The sequence below is a fragment of the Pedobacter sp. GR22-6 genome (assembly GCF_037402555.1).
Classification (GTDB): Bacteria; Bacteroidota; Bacteroidia; order Sphingobacteriales; family Sphingobacteriaceae; genus Pedobacter.
The window spans coordinates 652,688-667,294 of the sequence record NZ_JBBEUC010000002.1 but is presented as its reverse complement, the minus strand read 5'-3'; the positions used below and the strand labels follow the sequence as shown (position 1 = coordinate 667,294).

Genomic DNA, 14,607 nt, shown 5'->3' with positions numbered 1-14,607 from the left:
ATGATTGCAGTAGTTTATAGCGGATCGAAAACGGCATTCTGGAAAATAGCCAGAGACGGCAAGACTATTGCCGAATGTACCATGCCGGGTATCAATCCATGCTTTAACGACCAAAAATCAATCCTTCAGGCACTCAACAAAAAAGTGATCCTGATCAATCATGCGGAAAGCATCAAAAAGATCTTTGTTTTCGCAGCAGGAGCATCTTCTCCCGAAAGGAGAAATGAACTGGCTGAAACTTTGGGAATGTTCTTTAAGTATAGCAAGATTACTGTAAAAGACGACATCAGCGGCGCTGCGATTTCAGCCTGCTACAATAGTCCTGGTATCGTGGGCATCCTGGGAAGTGGTGCACATTGCGCTTATTTCGATGGTAAAAATCCAGAACAAAATAATTTCGGTCTCGGCTATATCCTTGGAGACGAAGGTTCATCCAATTACCTGGGAAAGATCGTACTGAAAAACTTCATCCAGCACAAATTGCCTGCAGACCTGCAAAAGCAGTTCGAGGCAAAATATAACCTGGACAGGCCTCAGATCCTGGAACGTGTGTACAAAAAACCCATGGCGCAGCAGTTCCTAAGTTCTTTCTTTGATTTTTTCCTGGAAAACAGGGAACATAAATACGTGAAAGACACCGTGAATTCGGCTTTTGACAGGTATATCAAAACCTATCTGCTCCCTACACAGGAGAAACATCCGGGAAAAGAAATCCATTTCGTGGGTCTTGTTGCGGGAAGTTTCCAGGATGAACTCAGACAAGTTGCGCGTGACAACAACTTACAGATTATATCAATTACTAAAGAACCCATATACAATTTACTAAACTACTATTCAAATTAATAAGATGAGCAAAATTGGAATAAACGGCTTTGGCCGTATCGGCAGATTGGTTTTCAGAGCCGCATTAAAAAGAGGATTAGATATCGTTGCAATCAATGATCTTGTAGAGCCGGATTACATGGCTTATATGTTGAGATATGATTCTACACATGGTCGTTTCGACGGTACCATCGAGGTAGAAAACGGAAACCTTGTAGTTAATGGAAAAACAATCCGCATCACTGCTGAGAGAGATCCGGCTAACTTGAAATGGGATGAAGTAGGTGTAGAAACTGTAATCGAATCTACCGGTCTTTTCTTAACTCAGGCAGATGGTCAAAAACACATCACAGCAGGTGCAAAAAGAGTAGTATTCTCTGCTCCGGCAAAAGATGATACCCCTACTTATGTAATGGGTGTAAACCACCAGAAATTAACTGCAGACCAAACTATTGTTTCGAATGCATCATGTACTACAAACTGTTTAGCACCAATTGCTAAAGTATTGAACGATAACTTCGGTATCGTAGAAGGTTTGATGAGTACTATTCACGCAGTAACTGCAACTCAAAAAACTGTTGATGGTCCTTCTGCTAAAGACTGGAGAGGTGGACGTGGTGGTTTCTCTAATATCATCCCTTCATCAACCGGTGCTGCTAAAGCAGTAGGTTTGGTACTTCCTGAATTGAAAGGAAAATTAACTGGTATGTCTTTCCGCGTTCCTGTAGCCGACGTTTCTGTTGTCGATCTTACTGTACGTTTGGAAAAACCTGCTACATATGAAGACGTTAAAAAAGCCATGAAAGCTGCCTCTGAAGGTGAGTTGAAAGGCGTATTGGCATATACTGAAGACGAAGTGGTTTCTTCTGATTTCATCGGCGACGATCACGCATCAATTTTTGATGCAAAAGCTGGTATTTCACTGAATGACAACTTTGTTAAGGTAGTTTCTTGGTACGATAACGAATGGGGCTATTCTAATGCATTAGCTAAATTCGTAGAATACTACGGAAACTTAAAGTAAAACCCGTTCATACAGGTTTATATTTGGTTAGAAAAGGGATGCGCGTGGATGCGGCATCCCTTTCTTTTTTCTTGGATATTCGATCTCAAAGCTTACTTTTGTCGAAACAAAACTGCTCTGTAGAGCCAAATACCAATAAAAATTACATAACCAATGAAAAAATTATTTTGCGCACTCGCAATTTCAGCTGTTTTCGCCAGCTGCCAGAGCACTCTCAACACAAAAACTTATCTGCCAAGAACCATTTCAGCGAATGAAAAGTTCAATGACCCACAACCTGAATTAGACAGTGCTTTTAAAGTAGTACAAATCAGCGACGATAAGCGTGCCGGCACACCTGAAGATCCTAAAATCTGGTACCAGATCAAAAGAGGTGACACGACCATAAAAATTCAGACCAACCCCTCAGATGCAGCTTCAGGTGTAATCGATTTCAAAGATTTCACCTTTGTCAATACACAGAAAACTTGTCTCCTTGCCCAGGTAAAAGATAGTTCAGGCCTCACCGCCCCTTTTTATCTGATTGCTTTTAAAGACGGAAAAGTAGACATCGTAAGTCTATATCGCGCCTCCAAAGGAAGCCAGGATGATAAATTGATGGGCTTAAGCCGCATTGGAAGAGATGGCTATGTCATCAACCATGATTTTTTCATCACCAACGTAAATGCAAAATTATACTTCATCAAAAGACCTGATGAAAATGAGCGCATCAAAGGACAATTCATCGTCAAGTCACCAGATAAACAAACACTGGTATTTTTAATGCCTTCATCTGACCTTTATCAGGTAAATTACATCACCAACGATACTTACACGGTTCCACTTGGCATCAAGGCAGATCTGGAAGGCGTCTATACGCACATTCAGACCAAGTTCCGCTGGGACAAAGACAAAAAAGGCGTTCAGTTCCTGAAGCCAGGCAACGATGACCGAATCGTTGACATCAGCGAATTCAAATAAGCTTTAAACGGTGCAGCCCAAAGGTCTGCACCGCTTGTTTTACAAGCGCATCCGCTGGATACGCACCGCATTTAAGATTGCCAATAAGGCTACACCAACATCAGCAATAACAGCTTCCCAAAGTGTGGCCACACCACCCGCTCCCAGGATCAGTACCAACACTTTGACTGTCATCGCCAGGATGATATTTTGCCAGACTACATTCCTGGTCAGCTTCCCAATCTGTATCGCTGTGAATATTTTAGAAGGCTGGTCGTTCTGAATGACGATATCTGCAGTTTCTATGGTCGCATCACTCCCGAGTCCGCCCATCGCTATTCCTGCATCAGCCAGGGCTACCACGGGGGCATCATTGACCCCATCGCCCACAAAGGCAAGGTACATTCCCTCTTTTTTCAATGCCGATACCTTTGCCACCTTATCTTCCGGAAGCAGGTCGCCAAAGGCCTGGTCGATTCCCAGTTGTTTGGCTACATGGTCGACAACACTTTGTTTGTCCCCACTCAGCATTACTGTTCTTATCCCATGCGCATGCAGATCCGCAATTGCTTTGCCTGCATCTTCCTTCAGCTCATCAGCAATGCTGATAAAGCCCGCGTATTTACTATCAATGGCTATGGCAACAATGGTATCTGTTTCCTTTTCCAGTTGAGGGTCATAGTCGATCCCAAATTTCTTCAGCAATTTTACATTTCCAGCCAAAACTTCCTGTCCCTCAACACTCCCTTTTAACCCATGTCCGGCAATCTCTTCGACCGATTGGGCAGCAGGTAGGCTCATAGGGACTCCTGCATACCTGCTGATGGCCATTGCGATGGGATGGCTGGATTTACTTTCCAGAGCTGCAGCCAGTCGGAGTAGTTGATCTTTTTCCAGCCCGATCGACAGGACCTGCTGCACCTCAAATACACCTTTGGTGAGGGTACCTGTCTTATCCATAACCAGGGTATTCACTTTAGTCATCACATCCAGGTAATTGGAGCCCTTAAACAGGATCCCATTTTTAGAGGCCAATCCGATCCCGCCAAAATAACCCAGGGGGATAGAAACCACCAGCGCACAAGGGCAACTGATCACCAAAAATACAAGTCCCCGGTAAAGCCAGTCGCGGAATACATAATCACCGACAAAAAAATAGGGAACCGCTACAACCAGAAGGGCCAATAAAAATACAATCGGGGTGTATACCTTCGCAAAGCGGGAAATGAACAATTGGGTCTGCGATTTTCGTGCAGTAGCATCCTGCACCATTTCCAGGATCTTACTCAGTTTACTGTCAGTAAAGACTGCGGTAACTTTCAGGTCGACCAACTGGTTGAGATTGATCATCCCTGCAAAAACAGCATCTCCTTTCCGCTTCGTATCGGGCTTGCTCTCCCCGGTAAGTGCCGAGGTATTCAATGCGGCACTGTCCGACAAGAGTTCGGCATCCAGCGCCACCTTTTCTCCTGGTTTTACCTGAATCACTTCTCCTATAGCCACTTCCTGGGGTTTCAGTCTCAGCACCTGCCCCTCACGGATCACAGTGACCTGATCAGGCCGGATGTCCAGCAAAGCTTTAATGCTCCGTTTTGCATTACTTACCGCAGTGTCCTGGAACCACTCACCGATAGAATAGAAAACCATCACGGCAACGCCTTCACTGTAAGAACCAATGGCAAAAGCACCTATCGTAGCCACACTCATCAGAAAGAATTCATTGAAAAAATCCAATCGGAACGCCTTTCGAAAAGCCAGCAGCAGCACATTGTATCCCGCCAGCAAATAAGCAGGCAGAAAGATGATGAGCTGAACCACTTGACTAAAAGTGACCTGAAAACCATATTCCAATACCATCATTACGATCACGACCAACAATGCCGTTAGCAGAGGCCAATGAGCTAACCAGCCCTCGGCTTCCACCGAACCGTGATCATGGTCATGATCGTGGTCATGCTCCTCCTCCGATGTATGTTTTGGCTGTTCATTCGAACAGCAATGTTCATGTTGTTTTCCCATATTCATTAATGGTTATGTTCCGCCGGACCCGAAGATTTAGACTGCAAATAAAAGGCCCCTTTCTTCACCAGCTTTACACCCTCAGGTAGTTTTTCCAATGGAGTTATGGCAGTATACCCCAGTTGGGTAACACCTGTCCTCACTTCCACCTTTTTGAAATGTACTGATTTTTCAGCATTTTTCTCCTGATGGCTTCCCGATTCTACCTCATCATGACCATGCGCTTCTTCAGCTTCATCCTCAGCAATGAAAATGTATTCCCTGCCACCGGAACGCACCAGGGCCTCTACGGGTACTGCATCGCTCAATTGCGTACCCACCCCGATCAGCCCTGTCACATACATACCCGGGATCAGATTGGCGCCTGGCTTTTGGATCACTGTATGCACCACTACGCCTTTGCTGTCATTCTCAAAAGACTTATTGATTCCATAGATGACACCTGCGATAGGCTCATTCTTTTGATTGGTCAGCTGAAAATCCACTTTCTGACCTACCTTAATGTTTGCCAAGTCTTTTTCAAAGACCACTAAATCCGCATGGATCTTGGAATTGTCTACAATATCCATAATGGATACGCCCGGTTGTGCATAAGAGCCAGTCTCCGCATTAATCTTACCTATGGTACCATTGATGGGGGCCAGCACAGGCACCTGGGTACTCAGGTTCCCTGCTGCAAGTTTGGCCAAAGAAATCCCATATTGCCTCAACTGCTGTTCCAGTGCTTTGATTTTAGCCTTTTCCGCATTGTAATTCGCCTCCGCAAGTTGTTGAGCTTTACCCGTCCCCGCGTTAGCGGCTTTGAGTTGTTGCTGACGGTTGTACTCTGCTTCCACATAGCTAAAACCTCCTTTGGCTGTCAGGTATTCCTGTTGTAGTTGCAGCAGTTCCTGGTTTTCTATGGTAACCAAAACCTGACCCTTTGCCACGCGCTGCCCCTCGATCACATTGATCTTCCGGATGATCCCACCGGAAAGTACATTTACCTGTGCTGCATTTTGAGGCGGCACAGCCAGCTGTCCGCTGGCCTTCACCACTGCGGTCAGGTTCTTCTTTTCCAAATCTCCAATGAGGATGCCAACTGCCTTAATTTGTGCTTCACTGAGCTCCAATCCTCCTTCATGCCCATGTTCTTCGTGTGCTTGTTCAGCGGATTCCTGTTCCTTTTCTTGTTTACCCCCACAAGCCAGCAAAACCAGGCTCAGCGCAAGCAGCGTAAAAAATTTATTGATGACTGCCATCTTGTTCATTTAATTTCCTTTTAAAAATTCCAATTGAATAACTGATTGATTGACTTGCTGTACCGTTTCCAGGTAGTTTAGTTTGATTTGTAAAGCAAGGGACATGTTCTGGATAAATTCCAGGTAGCCGATCTCTCCCAAATCATAAGAAACCTGTGCGATGCGGATCTGCTCATCGGCTTGTTTCAGGCCAGAGTCCAGGTAATAATCCGCCATTTTCCGATTCCGCTCATAATTTCGAAGCTCCTTTTCATATTGAAGTTGCAGGTCTGTTTTTACCCGATGATAATCGGCCTCCGCAATCTGCCCAGCAATTTTTTCCTGACTAACCCTGGCCCGCCCAGCACGGTTGAATAGCGGTATGCCAATACCTAACTGCAATCCGGCAATGCGGGTTCCGGGTGTATAATCCCTGTTCAGATTGGCAGGATCAAAGGACTTGATGACCAACTGCTGGGCATAGCCGACCGTAAAGTCTGGGAGTGATTTAGACTTCTCCACCTCCACTTTCGCTTTGGCCAATGCAATCTGCTGCTCATATATCCCAAGTAATGCATTCTCCGGAACACCTGTTGCAAGGGGTCCCTGCAAAACTTCCAGGCTATCTGTCAGGGGTAGAAAAGCCCCGGGAAGGTTTAGCAATTGGCGTAATAGCGCCAAATGGGAAGCTATATCAGCGTCCACTGACTGCCGGAGGGCTTCAATTTCCTGGAATTTATTCTTTGCCGTGATCAGTTCCAGCCTGGAGCTTTCCCCTACTTTCAGTCGGAGTTCCGATTGCCTGATGAAGTGCCGGTAAATACTGTCCTGCAAAACCAGGGCTTTACGGGTGTTTAAGCTGAATAAATAGTTGTGGTAGGCGAGCCTGACTTCCCTGATAACCATCGCGCGGGTTTGCCTACCGGATTGCTCGCTCAGCTTGGTCTGCTCCTTAAGCAAACGCTTCTGATTGCTGTAAAAGCCAGGCCAGGCGAAATTCTGTGATATCCCCAGTGAATTGTCATTTCCACCGCCACTGCTAGGATCCTGGGAGAAATTCAAATTGGTCTTCCCGGGATCAAAAGCCGTACGTTCCATGATTTTTGCCTGGTCCAGGGAGAGCCCCGAAGCTTTCAGTTGAAGGTTGTGCTCCAGCGCCTTTTCCAGCATTTCTTGCTCCGAAAGCCGCAAAGTCTGCGCCTTCGCCGTACTTCCTCCAAATCCAGCCAAGCCAACAATGACCAGCAAAACAACAATCCGCGGATTCGCCTGCAATCTCCCTGCCTTTTTAAATCGGCTCAGCAGAATATATAAGCAGGGCAACACAAAGAGTGTAAGTAAAGTCGCGGAGAGCAAGCCACCGATGACCACCGTAGCCAGAGGCTTCTGCACTTCAGCACCGGCACCATTGGACAGGGCCATTGGGAGGAAACCCAATGAAGCTACCGCAGCGGTCATGATCACCGGACGCAGCCTGACTCCTGTTCCCAGTATCACCCTTTTGTACACATCTTCAATTCCCTCCTCTTTCAACTGATTGAAGTAGGAGATCAGTACAATGCCGTTCAGCACCGCAACTCCAAACAGGGCGATAAAACCCACACCAGCGGAGATGCTAAAGGGCATATCCCTCAGCAGCAGGGCGAAGACCCCACCTATGGCCGATAAAGGAACAGCCGTAAAGATCAGAATGGTCTGACTCAGCGACCTGAAGGTAAAATACAGCAAGGCCAGGATCAGCAACATGGCTACTGGTACAGCGATCGCCAACCTGCTTTTTGCTTCTTTCAGGTGTTGAAACTGTCCGCCATAACTGAGGTAATAACCCGAAGGCAGGCTCAGCTTTTCGTCCAGCAACTGGTTAATTTCCGCTACAGTCCGCTCTACATCCCTGCCCTTTACATTGAATCCCACATAAATACGCCGCTTTCCATCTTCTCTGGAAATTTGTGCCGGCGCTTCCTCCAGCGCTACCCGGGCCAGCTGATTCAGCGGAACCTTATTCCCCGAAGGCAGGGGAACATACAGGTTTTCGATGCTCGAAATGTTTTCCCGCAAGTCGCGCTGCAAACGAACTACTATCTCAAAACGTTTCTCCCCTTCAAATACCACTCCCGCCACATTACCTGCAAAAGCGGTCTTCAACAGATTATTGATGTCTCCTATAGTGAGCCCATATTGGGCGATCTTATCACGGTCATAGTCTACAATCACTTGTGGAAGACCAGCGACCTGCTCTACGAAAGGTTCACTGACTCCTTTTACCGGTCGGATCAGCGCAGCTACCCTTTCCGCCTGTTCTGCCAGCACATCCAGGTCCTCCCCATAAATTTTGATGGCCACATCCTGCCGAACGCCGGTCATCAGCTCATTGAAACGCATCTGCATGGGCTGCGTAATTTCCACACTCACACCGGGCAGCACCGATAAAGCCGCTTCCATTTTCTCGGACATTTCTTCCTTGGTACTGGCACTCGTCCAGTCCTCCTTAGGCAGCATGGCCACCATCATATCACCACGCTCCACCGGCATGGGATCCGTAGGGATCTCGGCACTGCCGATCCGGGTCACGACCTGCCTTACTTCCGGAAATTTATCCTTCAGGATTTTCTCGGCCTTGCCGAAGGTTTCCACGACCTGACTCAGCGAAGTGCCCTGCGACATGGCAATCTCCACAGCCAGATCGCCCTCCTCCAATTGCGGGAGAAATTCGCCGCCCATTTGGTTAAATAACCATGCACTGATGGCGAATATCAGTATAGCGATGGCTACCACCAGTTTTTTGAAACGTAATACTGTTTCCAGCAAGGGGCGGTATAGGTTCTTTAGCCCTTGCATGATGCGGTCTGAAAAGTTTTCCCGGTGAAGGGTACTTTTACTCAAAAAGAGGGCTGAAACCATGGGCACGTAAGTGAGCGACAAAATAAAAGCACCTATTATCGCAAATACGACAGTCTGTGCCATTGGCTTGAACATCTTACCTTCTATACCTACCAGCGACAACAGTGGCAAATAGACGATCAAAATGATAATTTCACCAAAAGTAGCACTTGCCCTTATTTTGGAAGCTGCTGTAAAGACCTGCTGGTCCATTTCTTCCTGATTCAGCAATGGCTTGTCTTTAAACAATTTCGACTCCGTCAGGCGGAAAATAATCGCCTCCACAATAATCACCGCACCATCTACGATGAGTCCGAAATCAATGGCGCCCAGGCTCATCAGGTTGCCCGATACGCCAAAAAGCCGCATCATCGCAAAGGCGAACAACATGGATAAAGGAATTACTGATGCCACGATCAGACCTGCTCTCCAGTTACCCAAAAGCAATAAGAGGATGAACAGCACAATAAGCGCCCCTTCGATCAGGTTTTTCTGAACCGTACTGATAGAACGGCCAACCAGCTCTGTACGGTCTATAAAGGGCTCTATCACCACTCCTTCCGGCAAAGATTTCTGAATCTGCACAATCCTTTCCTTCACATGTTCAATCACCTCATTGAAATTCTCTCCTTTAAGCATCAAAGTGATCCCGGCTACCACCTCGCCTGTACCGTTGCGGGTCACTGCCCCATAGCGTGTGGCACTGCCAAACTGTACATCGGCCACGTCGCGGATCAGTACCGGTACGCCGCCCGCCTGCTTCACTACAATCTTCTCAATATCGTCGAGGGACTTCACCTGCCCCAGGCCCCGGATGGTATAGGCATTACTCTGCTGTTCAATATACGAACCTCCGGTATTTTCGTTGTTGTTTTCCAAAGCGGCATAGATCTGCGCAATGGTCACATCATTGGAATTGAGTTTCTCATTGTCCAGGGCAATTTCATATTGCTTGACATAGCCGCCCCAGCCACTCACTTCCGCAACGCCCTTCGTTCCTGCCAATTGCGTCCGGACTACCCAATCCTGCAAGCTGCGGAGGTCAGTAGCCGTATATTTGTCCTCATACCCTTTTTTGGCATGCAGCACATACTGGTAAATTTCCCCAAGTCCCGTTGTAATGGGTGCCAAAGCAGGCTCGGCAAGTCCCTTTGGGATGTTATTTTCGGCCTCCTTCAATTGTGCAGAGACCTGTTGCCTGGCCCAATAAATATCAGCATCGTCCTGAAAGACAATGGTGATCACAGAGATCCCCGACCTGGAGATTGACCGGCGTTCGATGACTTCCGGAATATTGGCCATGGCCAGTTCAATGGGTGCGGTGATGAACTGCTCTACCTCCTGCGCGCCCAGACTTGGTGCCTGGGAAATGATCTGCACCTGATTATTGGTGATGTCCGGCACTGCATCAATCGGAAGATGCCGGATGGAATAAGCGCCCCAAATAATCAGGACAAAGACCATCAAAGCAATGGCCAGCTTATTTTTTATAGAAAACTGTATGATTTGATCAAACATGTTGATTAACCTACTAAAATTGAAAAATACAAACCAACACTACAGCCTCAGGCTGGTGTTTATCCCATGTATTAAGCCAATTTAGGCGGTTGCCAAACAGAGAGACTGACATCGATAGAACGCGACGTCAAATGAGGCAAAGATAAAATCTGATGAACCGGAAAAGGCGCAGCAAGGCTGCTTTCAATCTTCAAAACGACAGAAGCCGCACAGCAGGAACAATGACAGAAGGGCGTACAGGCATCATCTGCCTGATCACTGTGCCCATCTTCAGTAGCTGTAGCAGCTACAGCAGCAGTCAGGGAAGGAGCTACAGACTCATGCGCATCAGCACAAGGCACCATATTCAGTGCCATTACCAGTAATACACAAAAGATTGAAAGTAGTCTCATTTCCTTATTGATCCCTGCAAATATATTTTTTTTAGATTAATACCGGCACGATCTACGGTAAAATTTTAATGATCGTCGTTGATCTCCAGCCAGTGCCCATCAGGATCCTGTATGTAAATCTGCTGAATGCCGTCCGGCCTTTTGGTGATCGCACCGGCTTTTCCTGCCCAATCTCCAAAGTCCACCTTATTCACTTTCAGCTTCTCAATAAATTCGGGTATAGAGGCTACGCTAAAACAAAGGTGATCGTTTTTATCATGTACAGCATCCGTTTTTGGGCTCTGGATCAAGTGCATTTGTCCGGCAGCGCCCAATGTAAACCAGGTATGGCGATTGTCTTTAAAAGGTTCCGGGATTTGCTCAAGATCAAAAACAGTCGCATAAAATGCAGTGGCTTTAGCGAGATCCGCCACATGTACGGCGATGTGGTTTAATACGGCTGGCTTCTTTTGCGTCTGGGACATGGCTTTTTGAACTGGGTGGATAAGGATTAAAGACAATACGATCAGTGTGGCTATTTTCATGTGCTTATATTTAAACTTTCTTCAACAAGATCGTCAAAATCCTTGGGATCTGCGTTCTGTTGTTGTCATCAAAATACTCATCGAGTTCCACCAATACCAGTCCGTGCTTTTTTCCGGCCTGAATAAAGTCCGATACATTGTGATTGAAGCATTCCACCAACTGTGTACCCTCGTCGGTATCAAACCTCGCTTTCGTACCAGTGTACTGCTTAAAAGGATGCAGTTCGCCGATATATAAATAACCTCCCGGATTCAGGGATTTGGCAACCTCATTGAAAACATAGTCAAGGTTATCAATGTGCTCCAGTACCAGACTGAAAGTGACCAGATCATACAAGCCGTCGCGGAAATTCCAGCGTGAAGTGATGTCGGCCTGTTTGAACTGTACGCGGTTAGAACTGATTTTATCTTTGGCCCTTGCCAGCATTTGTTCAGAGAAATCCACAGCAGTGATCAGTGCCGCCTTTTCCATCAGCCATTCCGTATTCTTTCCTGTTCCGCAACCGATTTCCAGCACCTTGTTGAAAGGTACACTGGCCAGGGAAAGTTTCAATGCCAGGGCTTCAAGGTCCCTTGTTTTATTGCTATTGGTATCATATTGCGCAGCCCAGATGTTATAAGCTTGTTTTGTGTTCATATGCGGGGTAAAAATTACTGCCGCAATATAAGGATAAAAACAATCATACCCTGAGACTGAGGATATCGTGTATGGCATATTTTGCCTCAGAAAACTGAAATTTAAAGCCAGATTCCAATAGCCGTTTCGGACTTACCCAACGGCTTTTCAACACCAGCTCTGTTTCAGAGCCAATCAGCCACATACCGATCTCTAAAAGCCACTGCGGACTCGGAAGCCCAAAGGGAATACCATAGGCTGTCCTGATCAGCTGCATTAGCGTAGCATTTTTTACCGCAAAAGGTGCTACACAATTGACCATACCTTCAATCTCCTGCCGGGACAGCAGCCATTCCGTAGACCTCGCCACATCCTGTTCATGTACCCAGGAGACATATTGCTGTCCATCGCCCTGTCTGCCTCCCAACCCACATTTCACCAGGTTCAGCAAACGCGGAAAAACACTGTCAGAGCGACCCAATACAATCCCCATCCTCAGCGCAACCTTCCTTGTTCCGGGGCTTTTCGTCTCAAAAAAAGCTGCTTCCCATTGCTTACACACTTCTATTGAAAATCCATAACCAATTTCACCATCATCCTCATCCTGAGGCCGGTCTTCTGCATGTCTATATATTGTAGCAGAGGTAACATTAATAAATAGCCTGGGTGGCCGATCCAGGTCCCCGACTACTTTATTGAGCAACCTGGTCGGCACCGTACGTGATGCGATGATCTCTTCCTGGTTTTTCAGCGTATACCTGCAGTTTACATTTTTACCGCAAAGATTGACCAGCAGATCAGCATCCTGCAAAGATGACTTCCAGTCCCCTTCTGTTTTCCCATCCCAGACCAGCGTCTTTACATTGCCAATTTGAGCCGCAGCTTTCCGGCTCAGGATGATCAGCTGTTCTGTCTGATCTTTATAATAATCGGTCAACACCTTGCCCAGGTAACCGTTACCACCAGCAAGTACAATTTTATGGTATTTCATGAGCATTTATATTTAATGACATCCACAACTAAACCCACACAATTCATATAAAAAGTATAAGCAACAAGATTAGCAAGCGGTACACCAACCAGCTTAAAGTAGGCAGATGCCCCACTTGAAGCAATTGCATCCGCCTGAAGTGTTCTAAAAACATCAATCCTGCTACCAAAAGAAAGTACCCTGCATAAACCAGAGCCGGCAACTGCACGAAGCTGCTCAAGGTAAGTGCAGGTAATAACAACAGGGCTCCTGCGAAAGAGATCGTCATCATATTACCCAGATACTCCCAGGTTCGTTCCCTTGCAACAAAACGGATCATAGCCGCCTGGAAAAATAGTTGTCCTGCGCAGATGAAGTACTCCCTTAAATGTCCGCCTACGGGAACAAGTCCCGTAAGTAATACCGCATATTTTGTGAGTATAAAACTCGCCATGAACCAGGAAAATAACAAGTAGCTCAGTCGGTAGCCGACCCGAAAATCAGGTTGCAGCTGCTTATTTTGCGCATCCAACCCTACAGGAATAATGACCTTCCTGTTGTAGGAAACGAAAGCATATACTTCTGTCATCAGCCAAATAAAGGGGCGGAATGCAAAAAGCGGGGCAAATACCGGGATCGAAGTTCCCAATACCTTAAATAAACTATGGATTCCATAGCTCACCTGACCCGTAACATGGTCTACAAGTGCAATTTCATTGACTGCCCTTTTCTGGTCTACAAAAGCACACACCGTCTCCGGCATCTGCTGATAAGGCTGGGCTCCGCGCTCATCAAGCATACCCACCTGGGTAAAAGCTTTAGTATACATCCTGCACATGGGGCATTCCGCATCATAGAGTATCGTATGGTTTCTTAGCGTTTTCATAGATCAAATATAACTATACTTAATTAAACTTTCAATAAATACTGAAACTTTAATTAAATACAATAAACTGCTGTGTGGAGCTTTATTTATTTAATTATATTTGCAGGGTATGAAAATCAAATACTTAATTGTACTGGTCGCGCTGACAGCCAGTTTCGCAGCCTGTAAAAAAGGCAAACCATTAGATGTGGAAGCACAATTCAAAGCTGACACTACAGCCATTCGCAGCTACGTAACTGCCAACAACATTTCTGTGAAAAAGACTTCAACAGGCATCTTCTATCAGGTAATTGCTCCCGGTAGCGGATCGGTAAATTACTCAAAATCAACACAAATCTCTGCGGATTACCAGGGTAAAATCATGGATGGTTCTGTTTTTGACGATTCAAAAGGAACGCCTGTGACCTTTCCATTGGGTGGCGTGATCGAGGGCTGGCAGATCGGAATTCCCCTGATTCAAAAAGGCGGAAAGATCAGGTTGTTCATCCCTTCCTTTTATGGATATGGTGCTTCAGGTAGCGGTCCGATTCCACCGAATTCCATATTGGATTTCAACATTACACTCGTCAACGTCCAATAGATTTATCAGACGATATTCCTGCCTGCGCTTTGCCCGCATCCGGCTCCGCTCCGTCTTTCCTCCGACTCTGCTCCGACTATTTGCGTGTTTTGACGGTAAGGGCACGGACAAGAACCACCGTATAGAAACGTCGCGGCAAAGCGCAGATCAGACATTGATTCGATTCCTCATTTCACAACAAAGGCCAGTAGATCATACCAGCCTTTGCATATTATAA

Annotated in this window: 12 protein-coding genes; 4 read left to right on the top strand and 8 right to left on the bottom strand. The window is 46.4% G+C overall.

Annotated elements, in window-relative coordinates:
* The 3 genes from WAE59_RS10345 to WAE59_RS10335 all read left to right on the top strand — a co-directional run bounded on the left by WAE59_RS10345 (window position 1) and on the right by WAE59_RS10335 (window position 2,806).
* Window positions 1-843, top strand: a complete 843-nt coding sequence (locus tag WAE59_RS10345; protein WP_337855881.1) for a hypothetical protein — start codon at window positions 1-3, stop codon at window positions 841-843.
* Window positions 844-847: 4 nt separating this feature from the next.
* Window positions 848-1,846 (top strand): type I glyceraldehyde-3-phosphate dehydrogenase, encoded by a 999-nt coding sequence (gap, locus tag WAE59_RS10340; RefSeq protein WP_337855880.1) that lies wholly within the window; start codon window positions 848-850, stop codon window positions 1,844-1,846.
* Between the two features lie 153 nt (window positions 1,847-1,999).
* Complete coding sequence (locus WAE59_RS10335; RefSeq protein WP_337855879.1) at window positions 2,000-2,806, top strand: hypothetical protein; 807 nt, start codon at window positions 2,000-2,002, stop codon at window positions 2,804-2,806.
* A gap of 39 nt (window positions 2,807-2,845) precedes the next feature.
* On the opposite strand, the gene WAE59_RS10330 is transcribed toward WAE59_RS10335, so the two are convergent.
* The 8 genes from WAE59_RS10330 to WAE59_RS10295 form a co-directional block, all read right to left on the bottom strand.
* A complete protein-coding gene (locus WAE59_RS10330) occupies window positions 2,846-4,804 on the bottom strand; it encodes a heavy metal translocating P-type ATPase (RefSeq protein ID WP_337855878.1) in 1,959 nt (652 codons plus the stop codon).
* A gap of 5 nt (window positions 4,805-4,809) precedes the next feature.
* The gene (locus WAE59_RS10325; protein ID WP_337855877.1) at window positions 4,810-6,054 is read right to left on the bottom strand and encodes an efflux RND transporter periplasmic adaptor subunit; all 1,245 of its coding nucleotides are present in this window, start codon (window positions 6,052-6,054) and stop codon (window positions 4,810-4,812) included.
* Window positions 6,055-10,422: a CusA/CzcA family heavy metal efflux RND transporter gene (locus tag WAE59_RS10320; protein WP_337855876.1), complete on the bottom strand. Its 4,368-nt coding sequence runs from the start codon at window positions 10,420-10,422 to the stop codon at window positions 6,055-6,057.
* Between the two features lie 71 nt (window positions 10,423-10,493).
* Entirely contained in the window at window positions 10,494-10,814 is a 321-nt protein-coding gene (locus WAE59_RS10315; protein WP_337855875.1) for a DUF6660 family protein, read from the bottom strand.
* A gap of 65 nt (window positions 10,815-10,879) precedes the next feature.
* Window positions 10,880-11,338: a VOC family protein gene (locus WAE59_RS10310; RefSeq protein WP_337855874.1), complete on the bottom strand. Its 459-nt coding sequence runs from the start codon at window positions 11,336-11,338 to the stop codon at window positions 10,880-10,882.
* A gap of 10 nt (window positions 11,339-11,348) precedes the next feature.
* Complete coding sequence (locus WAE59_RS10305) at window positions 11,349-11,975, bottom strand: class I SAM-dependent methyltransferase (protein ID WP_337855873.1); 627 nt, start codon at window positions 11,973-11,975, stop codon at window positions 11,349-11,351.
* Between the two features lie 43 nt (window positions 11,976-12,018).
* The gene (locus tag WAE59_RS10300; RefSeq protein ID WP_337855872.1) at window positions 12,019-12,945 is read right to left on the bottom strand and encodes a TIGR01777 family oxidoreductase; all 927 of its coding nucleotides are present in this window, start codon (window positions 12,943-12,945) and stop codon (window positions 12,019-12,021) included.
* A gap of 43 nt (window positions 12,946-12,988) precedes the next feature.
* A complete protein-coding gene (locus tag WAE59_RS10295; RefSeq protein ID WP_337855871.1) occupies window positions 12,989-13,810 on the bottom strand; it encodes a DUF393 domain-containing protein in 822 nt (273 codons plus the stop codon).
* 109 nt (window positions 13,811-13,919) lie between these two features.
* Here WAE59_RS10295 and WAE59_RS10290 point away from each other — a divergent pair, with 109 nt between their 5' ends.
* Entirely contained in the window at window positions 13,920-14,390 is a 471-nt protein-coding gene (locus WAE59_RS10290) for an FKBP-type peptidyl-prolyl cis-trans isomerase (protein ID WP_337855870.1), read from the top strand.
* The last annotated feature ends 217 nt before the right edge of the window (window positions 14,391-14,607 follow it).

What these genes read in the sequence shown, in the direction of transcription:
- WAE59_RS10345 (WP_337855881.1), top strand. Translation starts at nt 1, where the DNA reads ATGATTGCAGTAGTTTATAGCGGATCGAAAACGGCATTCTGGAAAATA.
- gap (WP_337855880.1), top strand. Translation starts at nt 848, where the DNA reads ATGAGCAAAATTGGAATAAACGGCTTTGGCCGTATCGGCAGATTGGTT.
- WAE59_RS10335 (WP_337855879.1), top strand. Translation starts at nt 2,000, where the DNA reads ATGAAAAAATTATTTTGCGCACTCGCAATTTCAGCTGTTTTCGCCAGC.
- WAE59_RS10330 (WP_337855878.1), bottom strand. Translation starts at nt 4,804, where the DNA reads ATGGGAAAACAACATGAACATTGCTGTTCGAATGAACAGCCAAAACAT.
- WAE59_RS10325 (WP_337855877.1), bottom strand. Translation starts at nt 6,054, where the DNA reads ATGAACAAGATGGCAGTCATCAATAAATTTTTTACGCTGCTTGCGCTG.
- WAE59_RS10320 (WP_337855876.1), bottom strand. Translation starts at nt 10,422, where the DNA reads ATGTTTGATCAAATCATACAGTTTTCTATAAAAAATAAGCTGGCCATT.
- WAE59_RS10315 (WP_337855875.1), bottom strand. Translation starts at nt 10,814, where the DNA reads ATGAGACTACTTTCAATCTTTTGTGTATTACTGGTAATGGCACTGAAT.
- WAE59_RS10310 (WP_337855874.1), bottom strand. Translation starts at nt 11,338, where the DNA reads ATGAAAATAGCCACACTGATCGTATTGTCTTTAATCCTTATCCACCCA.
- WAE59_RS10305 (WP_337855873.1), bottom strand. Translation starts at nt 11,975, where the DNA reads ATGAACACAAAACAAGCTTATAACATCTGGGCTGCGCAATATGATACC.
- WAE59_RS10300 (WP_337855872.1), bottom strand. Translation starts at nt 12,945, where the DNA reads ATGAAATACCATAAAATTGTACTTGCTGGTGGTAACGGTTACCTGGGC.
- WAE59_RS10295 (WP_337855871.1), bottom strand. Translation starts at nt 13,810, where the DNA reads ATGAAAACGCTAAGAAACCATACGATACTCTATGATGCGGAATGCCCC.
- WAE59_RS10290 (WP_337855870.1), top strand. Translation starts at nt 13,920, where the DNA reads ATGAAAATCAAATACTTAATTGTACTGGTCGCGCTGACAGCCAGTTTC.